Source organism: Paenibacillus ihbetae (assembly GCF_002741055.1).
GTDB lineage: Bacteria > Bacillota > Bacilli > Paenibacillales > Paenibacillaceae > Paenibacillus_AQ > Paenibacillus_AQ ihbetae.
The window spans coordinates 5,699,755-5,724,712 of sequence record NZ_CP016809.1; the positions used below are offsets into that span (position 1 = coordinate 5,699,755).

Genomic DNA, 24,958 nt, shown 5'->3' on the forward strand with positions numbered 1-24,958 from the left:
CGGCTGTGAGTGAAATTACTGTACCAGCTATGGGCGAATCCATCACCGAAGGAACGATATTCAAATGGCACGTGAAAGAAGGGGACCGCGTCAACATCGGTGACGTTCTGCTCGAGTTAGAAACGGATAAGGTTAATCTGGAAATTAGCGCGGAGTCTGAAGGCGTTGTGGAAAAAATCCTTCGCCAAGAAGGAGAAAATGTTACGATCGGCGAAGTCATCGGCCAAATCTCTCCACAGGAAGGCGTTAAGCCAAGCGCACCTGCGCCGCAAGCGGAAGCTCCTGCTGCTCCTCCGGCAGCGGCCCAGCCTGCGCAAGAGGCACCAAAGGCACCAGCGCCTGCACCGGAAGCCGGTGGAGAAGGCTCGAATTTGACTGCATCGCCGTCCGCACGCAAGCTGGCTCGTGAGCGCGGGATTGACCTGGAACAGGTACAGGGCCGCGACCCAATCGGTCGCATTTATCACGATGATGTGAAGAACCATACAGAAGGCAGTAAGCCTGCTGCGCCTGCAAGCAAGCCGTCCACGCCAGCAGCTCCCGCGGTGCAGGCACCGGCTGCGGAATACGGCAAGCCTGTCGAGCGTACGCGGATGTCTCGCCGCCGTCAGACAATCGCCAATCGCCTGGTCGAGGCGCAGCACACGGCTGCAATGCTGACCACCTTCAACGAAGTCGACATGACCGCTATCCTGGATGTGCGTAAGCGCCGCAAGGACGCTTTCAAGGAAAAGCATGACGTTGGACTGGGCTTCATGTCGTTCTTTACGAAGGCTGTTGTCGGCGCATTGAAGAAGTTCCCGCTGCTCAATGCGGAAATTGACGGTGACGATATCGTCGTGAAGAAGTTTTATGATATCGGCATTGCCGTTTCGGCGAAGGAAGGACTCGTCGTTCCTGTCGTTCGTGACGCTGACCGTCTCGGATTCGCCGAGATCGAGAAGGAAATCGTGAACCTCGCGAACAAGGCACGCAGTAACACCTTGTCGCTGTCCGAGCTGCAAGGCGGAACCTTTACGATTACGAACGGAGGCGTCTTCGGATCGCTGCTGTCGACACCAATCCTGAATACACCGCAGGTCGGCATCCTGGGTATGCATAAGATCCAGATTCGTCCGGTTGCTATCGATGAGGAGCGTATGGAGAATCGTCCGATGATGTACATCGCATTGTCGTATGACCATCGAATCGTCGACGGCGCAGAAGCGGTTCGCTTCTTGGTCACCGTAAAAGAGCTGCTGGAAGATCCGGAATCTCTGCTGTTGGAAGGTTAATGCCAAGACAGCGACATCCATCAAGAAATAAAGGGCCGCATGGGAAAGTCCATGCGGCCCTCTTTTACGCCTTATCCGATGATTTGTCCTTCGATGCAGATGGCATGGTACTACTATGGATAGCGATGCCTATTCTACACATTGGCCATTGTCCTTAAATACAGATGATGCTGCGCTGTGATTCGAAAGCATGCGCCTCTACGAGGAGGAACCCTGCTTCTGGTCTTGTCCTTTCGATTCCGTGGTATCGCGAGGATTCCAGTTCTCAGCCTGAGGCTCGATATCCTGATGCTTCTTCACCTTGTCTCGCTGCTCTTTGGAATCGTTCTCCGTGTACTGGTGATTGCGCACTTCATCGCCGCTAGATGATGTCATGGGAATACCTCCTTCATACGAATATAGTATTACATACCCTGTGTGACAAAAGACAAACAGGGAAGAGCCGTTTGCGGAGGAATTTGATTTTCCGCATACTTGACGTTAACATGTTACAGAGACGAATCGCATGAATAACCGATATCGAGAGGAGTTGTCTTCTATGCAACAACAATCACAGCATACATTACTCTTTACAGGCGCTTATGCCGAAGCCGATCAGACCGGAATCTGCGTATATGCCGTGGACGAGGCATCCGGAGAGCTTCAGCTGCTGGACGAAGTCTCAGGGATCAAGAATCCGACATTTCTAAATGTGGATCCGGCAGCCAAGCGGCTGTATGCCATCGGGGAGATATCGGACCAGGGCAATAAAGCAGCCGAGATCGTCACATTCGGGATTCAACCTGATACCGGCAAGCTGAAAGAATTGAGCCGCGTTCGGAGTGTCAGCAGCTCAACTTGCCATATTCAACGGGACGAGGGGAGTACGTTTCTGATCGTATCCAGCTTTCACGGGGGACTGATCGGCCTTCACCGGATTAACGAGGACGGTACGGCGGGTGAACTGCTGGATGAGAAGAAGCACGCCGAGCTTGTCCATGTCCGGGAGGATCAGCAGCCGAGAGCGCATTCCGCCTTTTACAGTCCGGATGGACGATACATATTCGTGCAGGATTTAGGATTGGATAAGATTATGACCTATACCTTAGACAGCGAGCAGGGCCAGCTTCGTTTCGTTCGCGAAACCCAGCTTGAGGACGGGGCGGGGCCTCGCCATTTGGCCTTCCATCCGGGCGGAGCCTATGCATACGTCATTAATGAGTTGAACTCCAGCGTGACGACGCTCCGGTATTCGAGTGAAGACGGCAGTCTGACGCCGCTTGGGACGGTCTCGACGTTGCCTGCCGATTTCGAAGGGGAAAGCTCCTGCGCCGAAATTGCGGTATCCGGCGACGGCCGGACGGTGTACGGATCGAACCGCGGACATGACAGTATCGTGGTATTCACCGTCCACCAGGATAGCGGGCTCCTGAATCCGGTTCAGTATATTTCGACCGAGGGCGGCCACCCGCGGCATTTCAGCCTGCTGCCGGGCGGGAAGCAGCTGCTGGCGGCCAACCGGGACGGTAATAATCTCGTGCTCTTTACGGTAAATCCGGAGGACGGAAAGCTTGCCTTCACCGGTTATACCGTATCCCAATCCAAGCCGGTCTGCGTGAAACCGGCCGTATTTAACGGATAACAGCTGAAATGGTTTGTATTTGTAGTGGATCGCGATTGCTTGAGAAATAATCCTTGGAATTGCTTAGAGAAGCGCTCTATGCAGGCAATGGACCTAAAGGTTCGTTGCCTTGCAGGGGCGCTTTTTCGTGCAGGCAAATCGCTTCGCTGACCTTAAGCGGCTCCGCGTTTGGCGTTTGACGGGATTCAGAGCTCGCCTCGATTGGTTATGTAATAACATGAACATGTAATTGAGGAGGGTGTGGCAATGTCTATGAACCAACAATTGAAAGGGAAGACGGCAATCATTACAGGTGCAGGCTCAGGAATCGGCCGTGCTGCAGCCCTTCTGATGGCGGAGCAGGGAGCGAACGTGCTGCTGATCGATATTGACCCTGAACGGGTGGAGAAGGTTCGTAAGCAGATTGAGGCTGCCGGGGGGCAAGCGATAACCGGCAATTGCGATATTTCGAAAGCGGAGACCCTAAAGGATTGTTTTCAGCAAGCGGTGGAGAAATGGGGCGGCCTCGATATTGTTTTTGCCAACGCCGGCATTAACGGTACGAAAGCTCCGATTGAGACGATGGAGCTGGACGAGTGGGATACAACGATCAATACGAACCTGAGGGGAACCTTTGCGACGGTGAAATATTCGATTCCTTATTTGAAGGAGAAGGGCGGCAGCATCATCATTACGAGCTCGATAAACGGCAACCGGGTGTTCACCGGCTTCGGATTTTCCGCCTACAGCACGACCAAGGCAGGGCAGGTGGCTTTCATGAAGATGGCGGCGCTGGAGCTGGCCCGTTACAAAATCCGCGTGAACGCGATTTGTCCGGGAGCCATTGCAACCAATATCGACTCCAGCACGATTGCCAAGCCGGAGCTGGAGGAAGTGACGATTCCGATCGAATACCCGGAAGGGGATCAGCCGCTGGCGAACGGTCCCGGCCAGCCGGAGCAGGTTGCCCGTCTGGTCGCTTTCCTGGCATCCGACGACGCCTCGCACATTACCGGAACCGAAATTTATATCGATGGAGCCGAGTCTCTGATCCATTGATTGGCCGGCTCAAGCTTAACTTGAGCGCTCGGTCAGCTAGGTGCCCGCACCGCTGGCGGATTTGACAATATGGACTTTATTGTCGCATAATAAATAGATATATTGTCAAATAGAATAGTGGTGATATCGATGGGAATCGTCATCGTGGAAGTGTGCGACAGCAACTTGATGAGCGCTTTGGAGCTCGAGCACCTGGAGGAGCTGTATCCCGAGATCGCCGTGCTGCGTGCAGATTGTATGAACCTGTGCGGGCTATGCAAGCTGCGCCCCTACGCGCTGGTCAATGGCAAGCGTGTATTTGCAGCCACGACGGAGGAGTGCATCGAGAAGATTAAGGCAGCCATCGAAGCTGAGTTGGCCATCTACAATGAGATTTAAAGCGTCCTAAGCGATGCTTCGTTATATGATATATTCAAAAAGGGCATGTCGCTCATTCCAAGCGACATGCCCTTTTCTATAATATTGGGGACTTTAGGAAGCGTGATGGCTTGCAGCAACAATCTCTTCGCACTCGGCGGAGCAGCAGCTATTGTGAAGCTCTTCGCATTCCTCGCAGCAAATATGCTGCAAATGGCATGCATCGTTATCGCAGTTGATGTAACGGTCCTCCGGCTTGCCGCAGTGATGGCATTTTCCGACGATGATATCTTCATCGGTGCGGTTGATAGGCACGGAAATGCGCTCATCAAAGACGTAGCATTTGCCGTCGAACAGCCGGCCTTGAACCTCAGGATCCTTCCCGTACGTTACGATCCCGCCCTCCAGCTGGGCAACATCATGGAATCCTTCCTTCAGCATGAATCCTGTCAGCTTCTCACAGCGGATGCCGCCGGTGCAGTAAGTCAGGATGATCTTATCCTTATGCTCGGACAGGTTCTCCCGAATCCATTCCGGAAACTCGCGGAACGACTGCACATCCGGCCGAATGGCGTTGCGGAAATGGCCGATATCGTATTCGTAATCATTGCGGCCGTCAATGACGATGACATCATCGCGTTGAAGGTACTCGAAAAATTCCTTCGGCGACAGGCGCTTGCCGCTGATGACATTCGGATCCAGCTCGTCCTCGACACGGAAGGTCACGAGCTCCTTACGATGACGGACGAACATTTTTTTGAACGCATGCCCTTCGGAAGGGTCCACCTTAAACACCATATCGGCGAACAGCGGATTGGCGTGCATATCCCGCATATACTGCTCTGTCTGTTCAATCGTACCGGACACGGTACCGTTGATGCCTTCGGCTGCAACCAGGATGCGGCCCTTGAGGCCCAGCTCCTTGCAGTACTGCAGATGTTCCTCCTTGAAGGCCTCCGGGTCCGGAATCGGCACGAATTTATAATAAAGCAAAATTTGATATTGCTGTGAATCAGTCATGTTTTATCACCTGTTCTGTTGATAGTGTTAGCCAAAAGCATACTTATAGAATTGTAGTTGATTTCAGACCACTTAGTCAACTTAAATGTATAGAAAGTTTGCCATGAAATGTGAATTTTAGGGTTTCATGAACGCTGTAAAGCGGTTATGATGAAGGAGCAGGAATGCGAACACTTTCATTAATTGGAGGCGTGAACAGCATGGTACATATCGAACAAAATGCGCTCGTATTGTTTCAAGGCGACAGTATTACCGATTGTGGTCGGAATTATGAGGAGCCTAGCAGTTTGGGGCAAGGATATGCACTGATGGCTGCGGCCCGGTTGAGCATGGAGCAGCCTCATAAGCGTTTACGGTTTGTAAATCGCGGCATCAGCGGAAACCGGGTTGTTGATCTTCGGGGACGATGGGAGGAAGATTGTATACGGCTCGACCCGACTTGGGTTTCGATTCTCGTCGGCATCAACGAGACGGGGAGGAAATACAGGCGGGGAGAGCCGACTTCAGTTGAGGCTTTTTATGAAGGCTATAGGGAGCTGCTGTTCCAGACCCGAGAGCATACAGGCGCGAGACTGATTCTTATGGAACCGTTTCTGCTGCCCGTCACGGAGGATAAGAAGGAGTGGCGCGAGGATCTGGACCCGAAGATTGCGGCGGTGCGGGAGCTGTCGCGGGAGTTTGAGACACTGTATGTGCCGTTGGACGGTATTTTTGCTGCTGCAAGCTCCACGATCGAGATGACCTACTGGGCTGAAGACGGCGTGCATCCTACCCCAGCGGGCCATGCGCTGATTGCTCAGTCCTGGCTCGCAGCTATTCAGGGACGTTCGGTGCTGTAAGGCTGTTTATCCGCTTCATATACAAGGCATTATTGGGAGACAACGTCCCCGGAGAGAGCCCTCCGGGGACGTTTCGTTCATTCGACAGGAGATGCTCCAGAAGTAAAGAAAATCCTGATTGACGAATGTGTTTGGATACCTTTACAATGGTTCATAATAGACCGTTGTTCAATTGGTGCGTCCTATTTTTTTACTTTAATGCTTTTGTCAATAAAAGCGGCGATGCGTTGTCGCTTTGTGTCGAAGCTTAAATGACGAAACGAACGGGTCATTCATGAGAGAGGGGATTCATTAGATGAAGAGAAAAATGTGGGTATCACTTGCATTGTCGGCAGTGCTCGTGACGGCAGTCGGCTGCGGGGACAAGCCGGAAGGCGGAAGTACGGAGACAGGAAGCGGCGGCGATGCCGAGAAGAAGTCTTACAGCATCGCGATCTCGCAATATGTAGAGCATCCGTCCCTTGACGCAACGAGGGAAGGAATTCTTGCGGCGCTGAAGGATGCCGGAATATCGGAAGAGGACAACACGCTGAAGCTTGACTATAACAATGCTCAGAACGATTCAACGAACAATCACACCATCGCTCAGAAGCTGAAGGATTCGAAAGCCGATTTGGTTGTGGCGATTGCTACGCCATCCGCGCAAGCCGTGGCAAACGAAGTGAAGGAGAAGCCGGTCCTGTTTGCAGCGGTTACCGACCCGCTGGATGCGAAGCTGGTCAGCGACCTGCAGAAGCCGGGCGGCAACGTTACCGGCGCTTCCGACACGAATCCGGAAGCGACAAAGCAGCTGATGAATTTTGTCAGCACCCATTTTCCTAATGTGAAGAAGATTGGTTTGATCATCGATGAAGGGGAAGCGAATGCCGTCGTCATGGCCAAGACAGCCGAAGAGGTGCTCGCGGAGCATGGGATCGAACTGGTGAAGGCTTCTGTCACCAATACTTCGGAAGTGAAGCAGGCTGCCGAGTCTCTGGTCGGTAAGGTGGATGCATTCTATATTACGCTCGACAACCGGGTTGTAAGCGGAGTGGACACGATTATTCAAACCGCCCAACAGAATAAAATTCCGTTCTTCTCCAGTGACCGCGACACGGTGGAGAAGGGGGCTTTTGCTACCGTTGGCTTCAAGTATTATGACCATGGGTATCAGGTTGGTCAGATGGCGGTAGAGATTTTGAAGAACGGCAAGAAGCCGGCTGACATGGAAATCACGAAGCCTGACAAGCTGGATCTGATTCTCAATGTGAAGGCTGCGGCGGACTACGGCATCGAGGTTACGGACGCCATGAAGCAGGAAGTCAAAGACCCTGACAACAACATCATTGAGTAAATGTAAGGCGCGGAGTCTTGAGCCCGCGCCTTCCTTAATCATAAAGGAGGTCAAGACATGTTGGAATTCCTGATGAGACTGGACGGTCCGATTGAATTAGGTCTGTTGTATGCGCTGATGGCACTTGGCGTTTATATTACGTTCCGCATTTTGGATTTTCCGGATCTTACGGTGGATGGAAGCTTTACCATGGGGGGCGCGATTGCAGCCGTACTGATTATAAACGGCACCAACCCTTGGCTTGCAACGTTGGTTGCGATTGCCGGCGGGATGGCCGCGGGGGTATGCACAGGACTCCTTCATACGAAGGGCAAGATTAACGGATTGCTGTCCGGGATTATTATGATGATTGCCCTTTATTCCATTAACATGCGGATTATGGGCAAGCCGAACATCTCGCTCAGCCAGGAGGATAACGTATTCGGCTCTATCGATCCGATTTATGTCATGCTTGTTATTGTGATCATCGTGAAGCTATTGCTGGATGCGTTCTTCCGCACCGATCTCGGTCTTGCCCTGCGGGCAACGGGGGACAACAAACGGATGATCCGCAGCTTCGGCGCGAACACCGATACAACCACGATTCTCGGGCTCAGCATTTCCAACGGCTTGGTTGCCTTTTCAGGCGCCGTCGTTGCGCAGCAGTCCAGCTTTGCGGATATCAGCTCAGGGATCGGGATGATCGTGATCGGTCTGGCGTCTGTCATTATCGGTGAAGCGATCCTTGGCAAGGGCTCCGTATTCCGTACGACACTTGCGGTGGTATGCGGTTCGATTATTTATCGGATCGTGGTTGCGGCTGCCTATGAAATCCCTTGGCTTGAAGCTTCCGACCTGAAGCTGATTACCGCCGTTATCGTAATTGTCGCGCTTGTGCTGCCGACCGTGCAGCGGTCGATGAAGCAGCGATCGCAGGCGAAGAAGCGTTCGACCGAGCTGCTGACCGCTCAAGGCAAGTCGGAAGGAGGTGCCTTTTAATGCTGCAGATGAATCATGTATCCAAGCTTTTTAACCCTGGAACGGTGGATGAGAAGGTTGCTCTCATGGATGTGAACCTTCATCTGAAGCCCGGCGATTTCGTTACGGTCATCGGAAGCAACGGTGCAGGCAAATCCACATTAATGAACATCATATCCGGAGTGCTGAGGCCCGATGCGGGCGAGGTCCGGATTGACGGCAACGACATCGGTCACCTGCCCGAATTCCGCCGCAGCCGCTGGATCGGCCGCGTGTTCCAGGATCCGATGGCAGGCACGGCACCGCATATGACGATTGAAGAAAACCTGGCGATGGCATTAAAGCGGGGGAAATCCCGCGGACTTGGGATCGGGGTATCCGCAGCCAAGCGTACGGCGTTCCGTCAGCATTTGGAACGGCTCGGCATTGGCCTGGAAAATCGACTTCGCGCGAAGGTTGGCATGCTCTCGGGCGGTGAACGCCAAGCACTCAGCCTCCTGATGGCGACATTCACGGAGCCGCAGATTCTGCTGCTTGACGAGCATACAGCGGCGCTGGACCCGGCCCGTGCGGAGCTGATCACACGCATTACCGACGAGATCGTCCGGGATATGAACCTGACGACACTCATGGTGACCCACAATATGGAGCAAGCGATCCGCCTCGGTAATCGACTCATTATGATGGATAAGGGACGAATTATTCTCGATGTGGACGAGCAGCGCAAGCAATCGCTGACCGTTGAACAGCTGCTCGGCGAGTTCGAGCAGATCAGCGGTCATAAGCTGTCGGATGACCGGCTTGTGCTGGGTTAATCGTTAAAAAACTTTAACGGCGTTCGGACGACTTCATGAATATTTGATATAGGATGCAGGCGTTTTTCGGTCCATACCGGGAAACGCCTGTTCTCTTTTTTTATTGGGGAAACCTCCAGGAAATACTTGAATCTTTAAATATTTTCTCTTATTTTCGAAACCAAATGTCAAATAATGACGTAAATAAGTATTGACCGGTGTAATATTAATCAATATGATAGCTATATACAGCAATATCCTAATATTTGGTTGCAACCCCGGAGGTGGTGTTAGCTTGGAGAAATTAACCACGATTCGCGAACAGTTAGAAGAGCATTTGCGCAAGCATGGGATGACGATAAACCGGTTTGCAGATTTATCGGGGGTGAACAGCGGCACGCTCAGCAACATCCTGAACGGGAACCGACCAATTTCGATGCAGCAGCTGGACAGGATCACGTCCGGGATGGGACTTCCTGATGGTTATTTCTACGATTTGTACATAGATGAATGTATTTTTCATGCCACGCCCGATTGGCGGCGCCTGGGCCCCTTCCTTCTTCGCTGTGCCGAGCTGGACAAGCTGGATTGTCTGGACCGTGCGATCCGGATGACGATGGATAATGTCGCGTATGCCCCGATGCTGTTCGACATGGCGGAGACCTTGTTTCAAGAAGGGAAGAATGAGGCAGCCGCCATTTTATATCAATGCGTTGCCGAGAGCGAGAAGTTCCAGCATTCCGAACGGCTGGCTCTTTGCCAGTACCGGCTTTTTATGCTCAGCTTGTCGGAGGACCAGGAGGCGAATCTGCAAGCGGCCGTGTCTTTTGAGCCGTATATTGATCGGTTGGATGAGGGTTATCAGTTGGATGCTTATGTGAAGTTAATAAATATAAATCTATCTTTAAATCGTTTGAGCAAAGTTAAGATCTTGGCCGAAAAAATGTTGCAGCTAGCAACGGTTCAGTATAAATATAGCAGATCCTCAAAGATAACAAATAAACAAGGAAAAAAGAAGCCGATTATCTCCTACATTCTGTACGCATACCTTTCCATTGAAAATTTCTATAGCGAGGAAAGGGACTACGAGAAAGCATTGCACTTCGTATCTCTATACGATGATCCGGATTGGGTAGTTGACCCGAATGAAGAGGAACGTGTCATTCTGGTACAGTTTAAGGAATGGGCGGTAGCTAATCGTTACTTATATCAACTATTGGCGGGTCATGTTGATGTATTATCTGAATACGTAGAATATATTGCCGAAAGAGAGAGCGAGATATTTACAGCAGTTTGCAATATTATGATTGTTGCGAACCTATATAAATTAAATGTTGATCATATTCTGGAACGATTTAAGGATTACTTAGTATATAAGGAACAAACGTATTCTGTTGCTAAAGTTAGTAATCAAGTGACATTAAGTCGTTTTACAAGATTATTATCCGAATTGGGCCTATATTATTTAAACTTGAAAAGATTTGAGAAAGGTATGGAATATATTTTAGAGAGTCTGAAATATTGTATTGCAATAAATAGCAGTAATGGTATGCTGAGATGTATGGGAATATTTGAGCAATTTCGTCAAAATGCAACAGACGAAGCACAGCAGCAATATAAAAAATTGGTAAGTGAGGTGCAGAAAATAAATGATAAAAAAATTGGTTTGTCTATTAGCTATTTGTAGCGCCTTGGTTATTACTGTAACCCCTTCTAGTACATCGTATGCTGATAACAGTGAGATAATGACTCTTCAATCAGGAGGACATGGAAGTGGGGCAGAGTTTTAAGAATTAAAAAAAACACTTTCGATATTGAAAGTGTTTTTTTTATCGAGTTACTCAGTGAAGTGATCCATTGGTACATAGTTACTTATGAAGTTCATAAAATGGAGTAAAACTTTTTAATTCCATCTTTTTACTTTTATTTGGTTAGGCTCTGGGGGGATGTTGTTGCTTGAAAACGACAGCCACGATTCGCAGTGAAATCGATAAATTTCTACATCATCATCGTTTAACTATTAATCAATTTGCAAGGCTTTCAGGAGTGAATAGCGGAACACTCAGCAGTATTCTTAATGGTCATCGCCCTATGTCTATGCAGCAGTTGGATCGGATTACGCATTGTATGGGGTTGGAAGACGGGCATTTCTACGACATGTATATCGACGAGTTTATATTTCACTTAACACCAGATTGGCGCCGGTTGGGCCCGCTTCTGCAACGCTGCGCTCAGTTAGATAAGCTTGATTCCCTAGATAAAGCCGCCAGAATAATACTGGATAACGTCTCCTATGCACCCATGTTATTTGAGTTAGCAGAGTCGTTTTATTATTCAGGAAGAAACGAAGCGTCAATGCTGCTATATGAATGTGTTGCAGAGAGTGAAAAATCACAGCATTCTGAACGCTTGGCTCTGTGTCAATACCGAATATTCACACTCAAATTAAGTGATGACCAAGAGAAAAACTTACAGGCAGCAGTACAATTTGAACCCTATATAGATAAATTGGACGAACGCTATCAACTTGATGCATACAAGAATCTATTAAACACCTATTCGGCATTGCATCGCTGGGAAGATGCTGAGCGTTTAAGCAGGAGAATGAGACAAGCAGCAAAAATGCTTTACACAGAGAACAGGAATGCATATCAGGTGCTAGATTATCCCAACAAGCCGGTGATTTTTTATATTTTATATTCTTATCTTATGGAATCCCATACTTACAAAGAGCGAGGGAAATTTGATAAAGCATTGGAATTGATATCGTATTATCAAGATCCAGATTGGGTGGATAATCCCAGTCAAGAAGAACTTGTTATAACGGATCAGTTTTCCGAGTGGGCCAAAGCCAATAGGTATTTGTATCGATTGCTGAGTGGACAGCCTGACAGTTTGGACATGTACGTAGAGTTTATAAGCTCAAATGAAGACGAGATTTTTCATGCTCTGACTCACATCATGGTGGCTGCCAATCGCTATCATCTTCAAGTGGATCATATTTTGGAGCGATACAAGGATTATATCGCTTATAAGCCTCGAAAAAGCAGGATCGGCACCATTGATGAACAAGTAAATATTAATAACTATACCCGCCTCTTAGCTGAGCTAGGCATTTATTATTTGAATGCTAAACGATACGAAGAGGGCTTAGCTTACATCGTGGATAGTCTGGAGTATTCAATTCGGATTCGCAGCGATAAAGGCATGCTGAGATGTATGGGGCTGTTCGAGCAATTCCGCCCCTTTGCTTCGCCCGAAATCCAGCAACGCTATCAGAACCTGATTAGCGAAGTTCAAAAATTATCGGTTTATGCATGGTTGCCCATGATATAGTCTACCAATTCGAAAAGCTATAGGTGGGCAATAGGAATTTAAATTTATTTCAATCAATTCCATGTATAACCTTACTATTGGCCTGGGGTATATTAAATAATAGAATGTAATTAATGTATATTTTGGGTGGAGCTTGGGGGTGTTGTTGCGTGAAATCGACAGCCACGATTCGCGGAGAGATTGAACGTTTTATTGATGAGCACGGAATGACGATCAACCAGTTTGCCAATGCTACAGGAATAAACAGCGGAACATTAAGCAGCATTATAAATGGTCGTCGTCCACTATCCATGAAGCAGTTAGACCGGATTACTTCAGTCATGGGATTGGAAGAGGGGCATTTCTATGAACTGTACATCGATGAATGCATTTTTCACTCTACGCCGGACTGGCGTCGCTTAGGCCCGTTTCTGTACCGCTGCGCGGAGCTTGATAAATTAGACTGTCTTGATACGGCTGTCCGGATGACGTTGGATAACACTACCTATTTGCCAATGCTATATGATCTAGCGGAAACGTTTGTGCAAGAAGCGAAATATAAAGCAGCAATATTGCTCTATGAATGCGTAGCCGAAAGCGAGAAGTATCAGCATTCCGAACGCTTAGCCTTATGTCAATATAGACTATTTAAACATCGAATTGAGAACAATCAAGAATCAAATGGGCGAGCTGTCGTACTCTTTGAACCTTACATAGAACGTTTAAATGAAGCGGATCAGTTGGATGCATATGTACATGTTATCAATGTAAGTCTTCCTCTCGATCGATGGGATAGTATACGAAATCTCGCGGAGAGGATGGGGAAAAAGGCCCGTATTCAGTATGATAACGGCAACTATTTGGATACGGATTCGGGTAAACCCAATCAGCCAATCATCTTTTATGTACTCTACTATTATTTGGTCTTAGAAAATTATTATGCTCATTTCGAAGATTATGGACGCGCTCTAGAATATGTATCGCTATATGACTTCCCAGACTGGATCGTTAATCCTTCCGAAGCAGAACGCAAAATTTTAAATCAATTCCACGAGTGGGCCATTGCTAATCGTTATTTGTACAGGCTATTAAGCGGTGACCGGGAAGTGCTGCCTGAATACGTTGAGTATATCTCTACAAGAGAGGACGAAATCTTCACAGCGATATGCAATATTGTATTGGCTGCCAACCGTCATAAATTAAATATCGATCATGTGATAGAGCGATTTAAGGATTACCTCGTTTATAAATCGCAACGGAACGTTATTGCTCCTGTTAATGAGCAGGTGACCCTTAACAACTACACGCGCTTATTGGCTGAGTTAGGCATCTATTACCTGAATGCCAAGCAGTACGATCGTGGGTTAGCCTACATCGTGGACAGTTTCGAGTATGCGATTCGGATTCGAAGCGATAAGGGCATGCTAAGATGCATGGGGCTATTTGAGCAGTTCCGTTCATTTGCATCGTCCGAGATCCAGGAGCGCTACCAGGAGTTAATCACCGAAGTACAAAAGTTATCGGTTTATGCCTGGATGCCGGTCGTATAGTTGGTATGAAGATTTTATATAGAGCATAGACAGAAGGCGCAATTCACCAATTGTGCTGGATTTTTTTATAGATATGGGATAAAGGGGGGATGATTATGAGGGGCAAAAAGCAGATGCTAACTCTAGCAATTCTCTTTGTTGCAGCTTACGTTATATTTGGAGTATGGATTGCTCATGATGCGAAAATTATTCTGGAAAAGGCAATGAGCGGTGACCTTGATTATTCGCATTATATGAACCAAACGGCCTTCCAAACGATAAATCCAATCGAACGTGGATTGACGGCAAGTCATTTTGAATTCGATAAAGAATTACATGACGTGGGGGTAATTTTACCGCTGCATTTCTTTTTCATTTCGAAAGTCTTTGTAACTCAGCAATATGAAAATGCTCATTTTGGTTTCAAAGAGCCCGTCCGTTTGGATCTAAAGCTAACTTCGGGGGAATGGTATGCAGCGAATGTCCACATACAACCTTAAATCTTGACGGTACGAAAATCTGCCCAATGAGGCCTCACCTATGTATTACTATTGGCTCCGAATATAAAAGCAGCGCGTCGGATAACAATGCAATGGTCAGTTTCTGGGGTGTTATGGATTGATATCGACGGCCACGATTCGTGAGCAAATTACACGATATATCGATGAACGTGGGATGACGATCAACCAGTTCGCAAGAATATCGGGGATAAACAACGGAACCCTCAGCAACATCCTTAATGGTCGCCGCCCTATATCCATTAAACAATTGGATCAAATGACTTTAGCGATGGGATGCAGTGAAGGGCATTTCTATGAAATGTATATCCATGAATATCTATTTCCTTCGAAGCCGGATTGGCGTCGGCTTGGTCCATTTCTGCACCGCTGTGCCGAATTGAACAAACTCGATTGTTTGGATCTGGCAGCCCGCATGACATTGGACAATACGAGTTATCTTCCTGTGCTTTTTGAAACAGCGGAAACGTTGTTCGGTGAGGGGAGGTATGAAGCTGCAAAAATGCTCTATGAGTGTGTAGCCGAGAGTGAGAAGTCCCAACATTCTGAACGATTGGCTTTTTGTCAATATCGTTTATTTTTAATCAAATTAAGTGCTGATCAAGAGAAAAATTTACAAGCCGCTGTGCATTTTGAATCATTTATCGACAAATTAGATGAATGCTATCAGCTCGATGCATATACGAAAATAATTAACAGTTATTTATCCTTGCACCGATGGGAAGAAATTGAACTTTTAAGCAGGAAGATGAGGCTACTTGCAAAAGTGCTTTATAATTTAAAAAGAAAGTTATATGAAGGGCAGGTCTACCCAAAGAAGCCCATCAGCTTTTATATCTTATATGCGTATCTTATGGAATCCCATTCGCATAAAGAGCGAGGAAATTATGGTAAAGCATCGGATATAGTATCGTTATATGACAATCCCAGCTGGTTGGTTAACCCTTGCGAAGAAGAACTCATTATAATTGATCAATTTTCTGAGTGGGCTAAAGCCAATAGATATATGCTCAAACTAATGAGTGGTGAGACTGACATTCTAGATACCTACGTAAAATATATATCCGAGCAAAAGGATGAAATATATCATGCTTTAAGTTACATCATGCTGGCTGCGAATCGGCACGATTTTAAAGTGGATCATATCTTGGAGCGTTTCAAGGAGTTTATTGTATATCAGCCTCAAAAAAATAAACTAGGTAAAATCAGTGAACAAGTTAATCTAAACCGCTACACCCGCCTATTAGCCGAGCTAGGCATCTATTACTTAAATGCCGAGCAGTACGAGCGCGGGTTAGCCTACATCGTGGACAGTTTTGAATATTCGATTCGGATTCGGAGCGATAAGGGCATGCTAAGATGCATGGGGCTATTCGAGCAATTCCGTTCATATGCTTCAGCAGAGATCCAGAAGCGTTATCAGGAGCTAATCCGTGAAGTTTAGAAATTATCGGTTTATGCCTGGATGCCGGTCGTCTAACCCGTGTAAAAATGACTTGGAACCATGCTCTTCATTCGTTGTGACAGACGGGCTGCCCATCCGATGGATGCAGAAGTTTGTGATGATCGGTAGCCGAAAGGAAGGGTTTGTGATAAAATCGGATAAGTTTATTTTTACATATCGTTGGAGTGAGGAGTCTTATCATGTCTACTACATCATTGGTCGAAAAGAACTCCGTGTCCTCTGGACGCCGCTGGTTGATTTTTGCAGGCATTATTCTGATTGCAATTAACCTCCGTGCAGCGATCACGTCCGTAGGGCCGTTAATCGGCATCATCCGGGATGATACCGGGATTTCGAATACATTGGCCGGCATGCTGACCACGCTGCCGCTGCTGGCATTTGCGCTGCTGTCTCCGATGGCGCCGGCTATGGCTAGAAAATGGGGATTGGAGACAACCCTGCTCCTGAGCATGGTGCTGCTCATGTTTGGCATCGGAATCCGTTCTTTATCCTCGCCGGTTACATTGCTGCTCGGCACTGCCTTTCTCGGTATGGCCATAGCGCTGGGGAATGTGCTGCTGCCTAGCCTGGTCAAACGCGATTTCCCGCGTCAGATCGGATTGATGACCGGTACCTATTCGGCATCCATGAACCTGCTGGCCGCCGTAGCATCCGGGGTCAGCATTCCGCTTGCTACCCAGGCCGGACTCGGATGGCAAGGCGCCTTGCTGGTATGGGGAATCCTGGCGGTGATCGCTACAGCGGTGTGGGTCATCGAATGGCGAAGCAGTGACCGGAAGGCAGAGATTCGTTCCGAACAGGGGAAAGCACCGAATGTGCTGCGTTCTTCGCTGACTTGGTATGTCACCTTTTTCATGGGATTGCAGTCGTTTACGTTTTATGTCAACGTCTCCTGGATGCCGGAAATTTTGCGAAGCCAAGGCATGGATTACAGCGGTGCCGGGTGGATGCTCTCGATTCTTCAGTTCGTCAGCATACCGTTCTCATTCATTATTCCGGTACTGGCCGGCCGCAACCCGAATCAGCGCTTGCTGGTCTCGATTTCGGCGATTTGCATGCTGGCGGGGTATCTCGGCTTATTGTTCGGATTAACGTCGTTGAATGTACTGTGGGTGATTCTGGTCGGCATTTCGGGCGGTGCGAACTTCAGCCTGTCGCTCATGTTTTTTACCCTCCGGACCCGGACCGCTCAGGAGGCGGCTGCGCTGTCGGGCGTGGCCCAATCCCTTGGTTATTTGCTAGCAGCGATCGGGCCGATGCTTATCGGTTTCCTGCATGATATAACCACAGGCTGGAAGGTTCCGCTTATGATTTTGTCCGCCGTTGTTGTTCTCCTGTTCCTGTTTGGACTGGGTGCAGCCAAGCCGGGATACCTGAAGGTACGGGGAGAGCAGGAATAGACCGGAATCGATTGTAATCGATTGTTTGCTCGGTAATCCAACGTCCACTGCGGGTTGGGAGTTCATATGTTTCGGCGTGACAGATCGATTCTTCCGTGCACAAGCAAAATGAATGTTCAAGCGTAAGAAGCTTCACAGCACTGCAAGTTCATCTGCTCATAATAATCTTTAGCGTGATGAGGTCAGCCAGAATTTCTGGCTGGCCTATTTCGTTTATGAGCATCCGAATTTGTTGAAGGTACCACCTCTGAAACTTGCCGCTCCCTAGCTATTTCTTGAACGATTTATGGTAAAAAACCTCTGTAACAAGACATTTTCCAGGTCCCTTTTGCACGATTTATCGTATAACTCTGAAACCTGCCGCTCCTAAGCCCGTTTATGCGACCATTCTATGGACACAGGGAGAACCTTAAACATGGACCCGCTTTCTCTCCAGGTGAAGACATCCTCCCAGCGAAGAACTCCTCCTCCGGCAATACATTTTACACAGCGTTAACATAAATCTGTAGATGGTTACGACGCATCTGATATATCCTATAGGTTGACCAATAAAAGAGACTGGCATTGAAAGAGCTTTGGCAAACGTGCTGAGAACGGACAGGACAGTCAAGGCTCTGTGATATGACTGTTGACCAAGGGGAGAGAAGTGGCGATGAACATGGAGAAGCAGCAGACGGAGAACCGGCTTGCCTATGACACGCAGCAAGGCCGATGGCGCGCAATACGCGAAACCTGGTGGACCGCGCTCCAGCTTGGATTAACCTCATTCGGAGGTCCGATTGCCCATCTTGGCTATTTTCATACGACCTATGTAAGGCAGAAGAAATGGCTGGACGAGAAATCCTATGCAGACCTGGTCGCGCTGGCGCAATTTCTGCCCGGCCCTGCCAGCAGCCAGGTAGGCATCGGCGTGGGTGTCATGCGTGCCGGAATATGGGGCGGAATCATCGCATGGCTCGGCTTCACGCTCCCATCGGTTGTCATGCTGATGCTCTTTGCATATTTGATGGAGGCTTTCGATCCGGGCGCGGCAGGCTGGATCCAAGGTCTCAAAATCGTGGCGGTTGCGATTGTCGCACAGGCCGTGCTCGGAATGGCCGGGAAGCTGGCCTCCGGTCCGATCCGCGCTGCGGTTGCTTTTGCGGCCATGTCTGTTGTGCTGCTCTGGACCTCTCCTGTCGCCCAGGTAACAGTTATCGCCGCTGCGGGTGCCCTCGGCTGGTGGATCTTCAGGAAGAAGCAAGGGGAGGAAGAGGCGGCACCGAAACAGGCGCGAATACCGATCAGCCGGAGGGCAGGGCTGGTATGCCTCGGTCTGTTCCTGATCCTGCTGCTCGGCTTGCCTCTCCTGGCCAGCTTGTCCAGCAGCACCGGGATTGCCGTAGTGGACAGCTTCTATCGTGCCGGATCACTGGTATTCGGCGGCGGTCATGTCGTGCTGCCGCTTCTTGAGAGCGAAACGGTAGCGAACGGATGGATGACTAAAGAGGAATTTCTGACCGGGTATGGGGCAACGCAGGCGGTTCCGGGACCTCTGTTTACATTTGCGGGTTACCTGGGGATGCTGATTCAAGGCGTGCCTGGAGGCATTCTGGCGACGCTCGCCATCTTTTTGCCGGGATTTCTGCTCATCGTCGGCGTCATGCCTTTCTGGAACACGATTCGTACCCATGCGAAGCTCCAGGGAATGCTGACGGGAATGAATGCAGCGGTTGTAGGCATCCTGCTGGCCGCCCTGTACCACCCGATCTGGACATCCTCGATTCACGGATCGATTGAATTTGTCATCGGTGCAGGTTTGTTCGCCATGCTGATGTTCTGGAAATGCCCACCTTGGGTGGTCGTGCTCGCCGGTGCGGCAGCCGGGCAACTGCTGTTGTAACCCGAATCGGTCAACGCCGACAATCATACTCCCGGTTCTCATACAGCGGGATACCGTAGGCTCTGGATCCTAATCCGGAGCCTATTTGCCGTTACAGGAGTAATTCTTGCCGGATTGGTTAAATATGTAGGGTGTATCAATAAGAACAAAGAGCCAGCATCTTCCTCAGCAGATTGATGGAAAATGCGAAACAAACCTGAATCCGGTATAGAAAAGAGTGGGTGTATAAACGATGAACAGCACGGACGTGAAGGATTGTATCATTGTCGGAGGCGGCATTGCGGGATTACAGGCTGCGATCCAGCTGGGGCGGTATTCCGTCTATTCGGTTGCAGTCATTGACCGAGGAACGGGACGGTCGGTCATCTGCAGGAGCTATCATAATATTCTTGGTTGGCCGAAAGGCGTGTCCGGCAAGGAGCTTAGGGAGCTTGGCCGAGCGCAGGCCGAATCGTACGGCGTGGATTTTATAGAAAATGACATCCGGAAGGCGAACAGGCTGGAGGACTATTTTGAATTGACGGGAAAAGACGGGACGGTATACAGGGCGAAGACGCTCCTATTGGCAACCGGATTGTCGGACCGGTTCCCCGACGTTCCGGGACTGCTGGAGACGCTGGGCAGTACCGTCTATGTATGTCCGGACTGTGACGGATATGAAATTCAGGACCGGAAGACCGTCGTACTCGGAACGGGCGACCCTGGGGCCAATATGGCACTTTTGTTATCCGAGCGAACGGGTGATATGACGTACGTCAATCATGAGGGTAAGCCAGCATCCGCAGAGCTTATGCAGCGGATAGCGGAACGGGGAATATCCTATATCGAGGAGCGCGTGACGGAGGTCAAATGTAAAGGAGATGGGGTAATCTCGTCCATAGAGCTGGCGGACGGGCAATCCATCCCGGCCGAGCGCGGCTTTATCGCCTTTGGCGGAAACCGGATCCATTCCGATCTGGCAAGGCAGCTTGGGGCCGAGCTGGAGCACAATCAGCATGTCAAGACGGATCCGAGGTCCAAGATGACCAATGTCAACTATCTGTGGGCCGCCGGAGATATCGGAGTGCATTCCGAATTGACCACCGTAGCCATGGGAGAAGGGGCGACGGCGGCGATCTGGATCAATAAGGAGCTTCGAAAAATAGCCGATCCAACTCGAAAATGAACATGAAACGAATCGAAGGGTTACCCTGTTTGCAAGTAATTTGCCTATAAACCCGCCTCTAGGAGAAGGGATCTTCAACGAGCCCTGCCAAGGGGCGGGTTTATTAAGTCAAGCCGAAACGGGTGATATGGTCCTCCAGCTTATATTTTCGCAGCAGCTCCGTTTGCTTCGGGCCGAGTAAGTCGAAATGCGGATAAGGCTGCCGGTCATGAATATATTGGGGGTTCAGCCCGTTGGTCAAGCACCAGTCCGCAAGCCGCCGGAGGTCCGAGCATCCCACCTTCGTTACGGTATGATACTGAGGGAAGCGCTGATCATACCAGAAATGCGTCAAAAATGCGATTTCTCCCCGAGACACCTTCTGCTTCCATTGCTGCAATTCTTGTTTGGTGATGCCGAATGCCATGTTGGTCTCATCCTTGTAAGAGTATTCATGCTTCCCATTATACCAGCATATACTTCACTGCACCTAATGCATTCTATGCCTGTATCGAACATGATCCGCCGAAACGCGATGCAAGGCTGAATGACGGATGTGAAGAGGGGGAAGCGCCATGATTCTGGAAACCGCTGTTCTGCAAATCAAGCCGGGGCTGGCTAGTGAATTCGAGAGTGTCTTCCGGACGGCTTCAGCCGTTCTGTTGACCAAAAAAGGCTATATTGACCATGAGCTTCACAAATGCGTGGAGAATCGGGACGAATATATACTCCTGATCCGTTGGACAGGGATCAAGGACCATCTGATCGGCTTCAGAGGCCATCCGGATTACAAGACATGGGTTCAGGCTTTAGAGCCTTATTATGCCGATCCGCCGCAGATTAAGCACTATATTGACATCCGCGTGGACAGCAGGGAGCAGGCGGAGCAGGAGTTGGCCGAGCTCGCGGAAACCGGCGATGGCCGGACGGCATATGGTCCATAACATCCCGAGGGTGGAGCTTATAAGAGCACCTAAGAACTTCGGCTAATTTTACGGCTCGAACAGGAATCAAGGCAGCTGATGACGAACTTTGATGGATATGCTTAAAACATAAGGAGTGATTACCATCATTACCGATTTTGATTCCGTTCGACGCTTAAGAGACGAGATTCGTGACAACGTATCCAAGGTTATTATAGGGAAGGAGCAGCTCATTGACAGGCTGTTCATCGCGATGGTGACCGCAGGCCATGTGCTCCTCGAGGATGTTCCGGGCACGGGGAAAACGCTGCTGGCAAAATCCTTATCAAGATCTGTCGACTGCACATTCAAGCGGGTACAATTTACGCCGGACCTGCTCCCCTCCGATTTGAGCGGCATCTATTTCTATAATCAAAAAATATCTGAATTCGAATTTCGACCAGGCCCGCTGTTTACGAATATCCTGCTTGCGGATGAGATTAACCGGGCTACGCCCCGCACGCAGGCCAGTCTGCTGGAATGCATGGAGGAGCGCCAGATCAGCATTGACGGCGTGACGCACGCGCTGCAGGAGCCGTTCCTGGTTATCGCGACCCAAAATCCGCTGGAGCAGCAGGGAACCTTTCCGCTGCCGGAAGCGCAGTTGGACCGTTTCCTGTTTAAGTTGAGCATGGGATATCCCTCCTCCGAGGAGAGCGTCAATATTCTAAAACGGTTCAAGGAACAGCAGCCGCTGGAATCGCTGACGGCGGTTGCGGCTTCAAGCAGCTTGATTCAAGCGCGGCAAGTCGTCAGCAAGGTGCACGTGAGCGATGAGCTGTTATCTTATATCGTACAGCTGGCCGAGCAATCAAGAGCCGACGAAGCCGTAGTCGCAGGCGTAAGCCCAAGGGGCTGCCAGGCACTGCTCAAGGCCGTCCAGGTACAGGCGGTTCTTGAGGGCAGAGCATTCGTGACGCCGGACGATGTGAAGACACTGGCTGTGCCGGCTTGGGCCCATCGTTTGCAGCTGCGCGGCGGCGTCAGGGGCCGGAGCTTGACGGAGGCGGCGGAGGATGTCATCAAGCGCCTGCTGACGCAGGTTCCGGTACCGACGGAAGCCGGCATCGCGCCTTAAGGGGGCTCGCGGATGGGAGCTTACTGGATTTTGCTGATCGCCGCTGTAATCATTTTTTTGCAGGGCATGATCTTCAAGAGAATGGCGCTGAAAAAATTAACCTACAGCCGATCATTCAAGGCGTCATTCTGCTACGAGGGGGATTCGATCGAGCTGATCGAGACGATCGAAAACCGGAAAGCGCTGCCGGTTCCCTGGCTTAGGGTCGAATCGCAATTCCGGACAGGCCTGGCCTTTGAGAGCCAGCTGAATCTGAATATCAGCGAAGGCCAGTACAACCAGAATCATAAGAGCTTCTTCAGCCTTCTTCCCTGGACCAAAATCGTGCGCAGGCACCGCATCACGGCAAAGCAGCGCGGCGTGTACCGGCTTGGAACCGTATCCATGACGACGGGTGATCTGCTGGGGATCCAGTCCGTCGTGCAGAGCATGACGCTTGCCGGCGGGATTACGGTGTACCCGAGGCCGCTCGACGTCTCGGAGATGGAGCTCCCGGTACGGACATGGATCGGCGAGCTGCTGGTACGGCGATGGATTATGGAGGATCCGTTCCATATCTCCGGCGTGCGCGAGTACCGCAGCGGCGATCCGATGAAGGACATTCAATGGAAAGCGACTGCCCGGACGGGCAGCCTTCAGGTATACCGGCGGGATACGACCGCAGATTGCCGCCTTATGATCTACTTGAATATTGAAGATCATGAGGGGATGTGGACCAAGGTGACGCGGCCGGAGCCGATTGAATACGGGATTCGTCTGGCTGCGGGTATTAGCGCGCACCTGCTCTCGCAGGGCATCGAGGTTGGATTCGGTACGAACGGAGCCGTGGAGGATGGCGAGGAGCAGGACATGCTTCTCCCTGCAGCCGGCGGCGAAGGCCAGCAGAAATTGATCCTTGAACGGCTTGCGAAGCTTGAGCTCACCCGGAAGCTGTCGTTCCATGATTATCTTCTGTCCATGCTGGAACGCCAGGAGGAATCGGTGGATATGATCTTGCTCACGACGTATGTAAGTCCCCGGCTGGAAGCCTTGCTTGAGCGCTTTAGGATGAAAGGCCACTCCGTCGAGGTTACGCTTCTGGAGGACGGGATGATCGTGGCAGGCAAGGAGGTGTCCGCATGAGGATCCGCGGATTCGGGATGCTGCAGGCTTTCTTCAACAGCCTGGTGGAGTGCGTGCTTTATTTCCCTGTGCTTTTCATTCCCGCCTATTTTCTGTTCCCCGATTCGTTAAGATGGCTTTGGCCGGCTGCTGCATTGGGCGCATATCTGATCGGCTATGCCGGCAGCGCCTTGCTTCGCTTGAACCGGCAGTTCAAAGCAGTGATGTGGGCCGTTATCGTATCCATCGCCCTGGGGAGCTGGCTGTTAGGCGTGGACCTGCTTCTAGCTTATGCGATACCGGTACTATTCACAGCCAGCTATCGCGGAAGCCGGATGGAGCAGATCAATTGGAGCAGCATGTTCCCCGGAACCTATTACCTGGCCGGCCTGATTCTATACGGCGCAAGCAGCTTCGTGCTCGCCTTCATGGATTCCTTCCGGGAAGGAATGCCGGTCCTTACTTGGTTCGGAGCAGGCGCGCTGGCGCTTACGCTGCTCATCGTAAATCAGCAGCTGGTGCTGGACGAGACGCTTCCCGGCAATGACCGGCCCGTGCTGGAGCGCCGCGTGCTGCGATATAACCGCTCATTCATCGTGGTGCTGCTCCTGATCATCGCAGCGATCGCGTTTCTTCCCCAGCTCCGTCATTGGTTCGAGGAGATGGCCCGAGGGCTGACCGCATGGTTATCGGGGCTGTTCAGCGCAGGAACGGAGACACCTCCGGAAACGCCGGCGGCGCCTCAACCGCCGCCTGAGCTCCAGCTGCCCGACAGCGAGCAGAAGGCGCCGAGCCGGTTCATGAAATCGTTGGAGACGGTGCTGGTATACGGCGTATTTATCGCGATTGGCATCGGCCTTTTGCTGCTTTTTATGAGATTTGGGAAGCAGCTGCCAAAGCTCCTTGGGATCCTCTCCAAGTGGATGAATCGGATGATGTCCCGGCAAGAGACGCAAGCGTCGCTGGGGTATGAGGATGAGGTCGAGGATATCGAGCATGAACGAGCTGGACAGCGGCTGCGGCGGGCTCTTGCCAGCGTGCGTTTCTCCAAGAAGGACCGCGGCGAAGAGCGGCATGATCCGAATCGGATCATCCGCCAAATGTACCGAAGGATACTTTTGCAAAGCATCAGGGAAGGGTATAATTGGAAGGCGGCCTTAACGCCAAGGGAAACGGAGAACGACCTGAAGGACTGGCAGGAACATTCGCAGGAGCGGATGCCCAAGACCTTGGTCGAGCTCTACGAGAAAGCCCGTTATGGTAATCGGTCCTTAACGGAAGAAGAGGTACAGCGGCTGCAGAACAGCAGGAAGAGATGAGGAGTGAAGAGC

23 protein-coding genes are annotated in these 24,958 nt (G+C 50.3%); 20 read left to right on the plus strand and 3 right to left on the minus strand.

All coding sequences use genetic code 11. The annotated features are described in order from the left end of the window. Positions 1 to 5: 5 nt before the first annotated feature. Entirely contained in the window at positions 6 to 1,274 is a 1,269-nt protein-coding gene (gene odhB / locus BBD41_RS25670) for a 2-oxoglutarate dehydrogenase complex dihydrolipoyllysine-residue succinyltransferase (protein ID WP_077566983.1), read from the plus strand. 198 nt (positions 1,275 to 1,472) lie between these two features. Here odhB and BBD41_RS30065 read toward each other — a convergent pair whose 3' ends face one another. Then, positions 1,473 to 1,649, minus strand: a complete 177-nt coding sequence (locus tag BBD41_RS30065; protein WP_167392994.1) for a hypothetical protein — start codon at positions 1,647 to 1,649, stop codon at positions 1,473 to 1,475. A gap of 163 nt (positions 1,650 to 1,812) precedes the next feature. Here BBD41_RS30065 and BBD41_RS25675 point away from each other — a divergent pair, with 163 nt between their 5' ends. The 3 genes from BBD41_RS25675 (at position 1,813) to BBD41_RS25685 (ending at position 4,311) form a co-directional block, all read left to right on the plus strand. Then, complete coding sequence (locus tag BBD41_RS25675) at positions 1,813 to 2,895, plus strand: lactonase family protein (protein ID WP_077566982.1); 1,083 nt, start codon at positions 1,813 to 1,815, stop codon at positions 2,893 to 2,895. Between the two features lie 246 nt (positions 2,896 to 3,141). Continuing rightward, positions 3,142 to 3,933, plus strand: a complete 792-nt coding sequence (locus tag BBD41_RS25680; protein WP_077566981.1) for an SDR family oxidoreductase — start codon at positions 3,142 to 3,144, stop codon at positions 3,931 to 3,933. Positions 3,934 to 4,062: 129 nt separating this feature from the next. Further along, positions 4,063 to 4,311, plus strand: coding sequence for a YuzB family protein (locus BBD41_RS25685; protein WP_028406770.1), 249 nt, complete (start codon positions 4,063 to 4,065; stop codon positions 4,309 to 4,311). A 93-nt stretch (positions 4,312 to 4,404) separates the two neighbouring features. Here the strand turns inward: BBD41_RS25685 and trhO are convergent, their stop codons facing one another. After that, positions 4,405 to 5,310: an oxygen-dependent tRNA uridine(34) hydroxylase TrhO gene (trhO, locus tag BBD41_RS25690; protein ID WP_077566980.1), complete on the minus strand. Its 906-nt coding sequence runs from the start codon at positions 5,308 to 5,310 to the stop codon at positions 4,405 to 4,407. 200 nt (positions 5,311 to 5,510) lie between these two features. On the opposite strand from trhO, the gene BBD41_RS25695 reads away from it, so the two are divergent. The 12 genes from BBD41_RS25695 (at position 5,511) to BBD41_RS25750 (ending at position 20,507) form a co-directional block, all read left to right on the plus strand. Next, complete coding sequence (locus BBD41_RS25695; RefSeq protein WP_099479392.1) at positions 5,511 to 6,149, plus strand: SGNH/GDSL hydrolase family protein; 639 nt, start codon at positions 5,511 to 5,513, stop codon at positions 6,147 to 6,149. 295 nt (positions 6,150 to 6,444) lie between these two features. Further along, on the plus strand, positions 6,445 to 7,482 hold the full coding sequence (locus tag BBD41_RS25700) for an ABC transporter substrate-binding protein (protein ID WP_077566978.1): 1,038 nt from the start codon (positions 6,445 to 6,447) through the stop codon (positions 7,480 to 7,482). Between the two features lie 57 nt (positions 7,483 to 7,539). Continuing rightward, on the plus strand, positions 7,540 to 8,460 hold the full coding sequence (locus BBD41_RS25705; protein ID WP_077566977.1) for an ABC transporter permease: 921 nt from the start codon (positions 7,540 to 7,542) through the stop codon (positions 8,458 to 8,460). Then, entirely contained in the window at positions 8,460 to 9,254 is a 795-nt protein-coding gene (locus BBD41_RS25710) for an ABC transporter ATP-binding protein (RefSeq protein ID WP_077566976.1), read from the plus strand. Before BBD41_RS25705 ends, BBD41_RS25710 begins: the two co-directional genes overlap by 1 nt. Positions 9,255 to 9,528: 274 nt before the next feature. Continuing rightward, positions 9,529 to 10,920: a helix-turn-helix domain-containing protein gene (locus BBD41_RS25715; protein WP_099479394.1), complete on the plus strand. Its 1,392-nt coding sequence runs from the start codon at positions 9,529 to 9,531 to the stop codon at positions 10,918 to 10,920. Between the two features lie 269 nt (positions 10,921 to 11,189). Further along, complete coding sequence (locus BBD41_RS25720) at positions 11,190 to 12,569, plus strand: helix-turn-helix domain-containing protein (RefSeq protein WP_099479396.1); 1,380 nt, start codon at positions 11,190 to 11,192, stop codon at positions 12,567 to 12,569. 149 nt (positions 12,570 to 12,718) lie between these two features. Beyond that, positions 12,719 to 14,098, plus strand: coding sequence for a helix-turn-helix transcriptional regulator (locus BBD41_RS25725; protein WP_099479398.1), 1,380 nt, complete (start codon positions 12,719 to 12,721; stop codon positions 14,096 to 14,098). A gap of 95 nt (positions 14,099 to 14,193) precedes the next feature. Further along, on the plus strand, positions 14,194 to 14,577 hold the full coding sequence (locus BBD41_RS25730; protein ID WP_099479400.1) for a hypothetical protein: 384 nt from the start codon (positions 14,194 to 14,196) through the stop codon (positions 14,575 to 14,577). Positions 14,578 to 14,695: 118 nt separating this feature from the next. Next, positions 14,696 to 16,039, plus strand: a complete 1,344-nt coding sequence (locus BBD41_RS25735) for a helix-turn-helix domain-containing protein (protein WP_099479402.1) — start codon at positions 14,696 to 14,698, stop codon at positions 16,037 to 16,039. A 200-nt stretch (positions 16,040 to 16,239) separates the two neighbouring features. Then, the gene (locus BBD41_RS25740) at positions 16,240 to 17,460 is read left to right on the plus strand and encodes a CynX/NimT family MFS transporter (protein WP_077566971.1); all 1,221 of its coding nucleotides are present in this window, start codon (positions 16,240 to 16,242) and stop codon (positions 17,458 to 17,460) included. A gap of 652 nt (positions 17,461 to 18,112) precedes the next feature. Continuing rightward, the gene (gene chrA, locus BBD41_RS25745; RefSeq protein WP_077566970.1) at positions 18,113 to 19,342 is read left to right on the plus strand and encodes a chromate efflux transporter; all 1,230 of its coding nucleotides are present in this window, start codon (positions 18,113 to 18,115) and stop codon (positions 19,340 to 19,342) included. A 232-nt stretch (positions 19,343 to 19,574) separates the two neighbouring features. Then, the gene (locus BBD41_RS25750; protein ID WP_077566969.1) at positions 19,575 to 20,507 is read left to right on the plus strand and encodes an NAD(P)/FAD-dependent oxidoreductase; all 933 of its coding nucleotides are present in this window, start codon (positions 19,575 to 19,577) and stop codon (positions 20,505 to 20,507) included. A gap of 103 nt (positions 20,508 to 20,610) precedes the next feature. On the opposite strand, the gene BBD41_RS25755 is transcribed toward BBD41_RS25750, so the two are convergent. Then, positions 20,611 to 20,913: a hypothetical protein gene (locus tag BBD41_RS25755; protein ID WP_077566968.1), complete on the minus strand. Its 303-nt coding sequence runs from the start codon at positions 20,911 to 20,913 to the stop codon at positions 20,611 to 20,613. Positions 20,914 to 21,061: 148 nt separating this feature from the next. Here BBD41_RS25755 and BBD41_RS25760 point away from each other — a divergent pair, with 148 nt between their 5' ends. The 4 genes from BBD41_RS25760 (at position 21,062) to BBD41_RS25775 (ending at position 24,946) form a co-directional block, all read left to right on the plus strand. Then, a complete protein-coding gene (locus tag BBD41_RS25760; RefSeq protein WP_077566967.1) occupies positions 21,062 to 21,430 on the plus strand; it encodes an antibiotic biosynthesis monooxygenase family protein in 369 nt (122 codons plus the stop codon). Between the two features lie 115 nt (positions 21,431 to 21,545). Further along, on the plus strand, positions 21,546 to 22,526 hold the full coding sequence (locus BBD41_RS25765) for an AAA family ATPase (RefSeq protein ID WP_077566966.1): 981 nt from the start codon (positions 21,546 to 21,548) through the stop codon (positions 22,524 to 22,526). 12 nt (positions 22,527 to 22,538) lie between these two features. Beyond that, entirely contained in the window at positions 22,539 to 23,648 is a 1,110-nt protein-coding gene (locus BBD41_RS25770) for a DUF58 domain-containing protein (protein WP_077566965.1), read from the plus strand. Next, positions 23,645 to 24,946: a DUF4129 domain-containing protein gene (locus BBD41_RS25775; protein ID WP_077566964.1), complete on the plus strand. Its 1,302-nt coding sequence runs from the start codon at positions 23,645 to 23,647 to the stop codon at positions 24,944 to 24,946. Before BBD41_RS25770 ends, BBD41_RS25775 begins: the two co-directional genes overlap by 4 nt. Positions 24,947 to 24,958 lie beyond the last annotated feature (12 nt).

What these genes read in the sequence shown, in the direction of transcription:
- chrA (WP_077566970.1), top strand. Translation starts at nt 18,113, where the DNA reads ATGAACATGGAGAAGCAGCAGACGGAGAACCGGCTTGCCTATGACACG.
- BBD41_RS25730 (WP_099479400.1), top strand. Translation starts at nt 14,194, where the DNA reads ATGAGGGGCAAAAAGCAGATGCTAACTCTAGCAATTCTCTTTGTTGCA.
- BBD41_RS25685 (WP_028406770.1), top strand. Translation starts at nt 4,063, where the DNA reads ATGGGAATCGTCATCGTGGAAGTGTGCGACAGCAACTTGATGAGCGCT.
- trhO (WP_077566980.1), bottom strand. Translation starts at nt 5,310, where the DNA reads ATGACTGATTCACAGCAATATCAAATTTTGCTTTATTATAAATTCGTG.
- BBD41_RS25760 (WP_077566967.1), top strand. Translation starts at nt 21,062, where the DNA reads ATGATTCTGGAAACCGCTGTTCTGCAAATCAAGCCGGGGCTGGCTAGT.
- BBD41_RS25710 (WP_077566976.1), top strand. Translation starts at nt 8,460, where the DNA reads ATGCTGCAGATGAATCATGTATCCAAGCTTTTTAACCCTGGAACGGTG.
- BBD41_RS25755 (WP_077566968.1), bottom strand. Translation starts at nt 20,913, where the DNA reads ATGGCATTCGGCATCACCAAACAAGAATTGCAGCAATGGAAGCAGAAG.
- BBD41_RS25680 (WP_077566981.1), top strand. Translation starts at nt 3,142, where the DNA reads ATGTCTATGAACCAACAATTGAAAGGGAAGACGGCAATCATTACAGGT.
- BBD41_RS30065 (WP_167392994.1), bottom strand. Translation starts at nt 1,649, where the DNA reads ATGACATCATCTAGCGGCGATGAAGTGCGCAATCACCAGTACACGGAG.
- BBD41_RS25770 (WP_077566965.1), top strand. Translation starts at nt 22,539, where the DNA reads ATGGGAGCTTACTGGATTTTGCTGATCGCCGCTGTAATCATTTTTTTG.
- BBD41_RS25675 (WP_077566982.1), top strand. Translation starts at nt 1,813, where the DNA reads ATGCAACAACAATCACAGCATACATTACTCTTTACAGGCGCTTATGCC.
- BBD41_RS25700 (WP_077566978.1), top strand. Translation starts at nt 6,445, where the DNA reads ATGAAGAGAAAAATGTGGGTATCACTTGCATTGTCGGCAGTGCTCGTG.
- BBD41_RS25775 (WP_077566964.1), top strand. Translation starts at nt 23,645, where the DNA reads ATGAGGATCCGCGGATTCGGGATGCTGCAGGCTTTCTTCAACAGCCTG.
- BBD41_RS25750 (WP_077566969.1), top strand. Translation starts at nt 19,575, where the DNA reads ATGAACAGCACGGACGTGAAGGATTGTATCATTGTCGGAGGCGGCATT.
- BBD41_RS25740 (WP_077566971.1), top strand. Translation starts at nt 16,240, where the DNA reads ATGTCTACTACATCATTGGTCGAAAAGAACTCCGTGTCCTCTGGACGC.
- BBD41_RS25695 (WP_099479392.1), top strand. Translation starts at nt 5,511, where the DNA reads ATGGTACATATCGAACAAAATGCGCTCGTATTGTTTCAAGGCGACAGT.
- BBD41_RS25705 (WP_077566977.1), top strand. Translation starts at nt 7,540, where the DNA reads ATGTTGGAATTCCTGATGAGACTGGACGGTCCGATTGAATTAGGTCTG.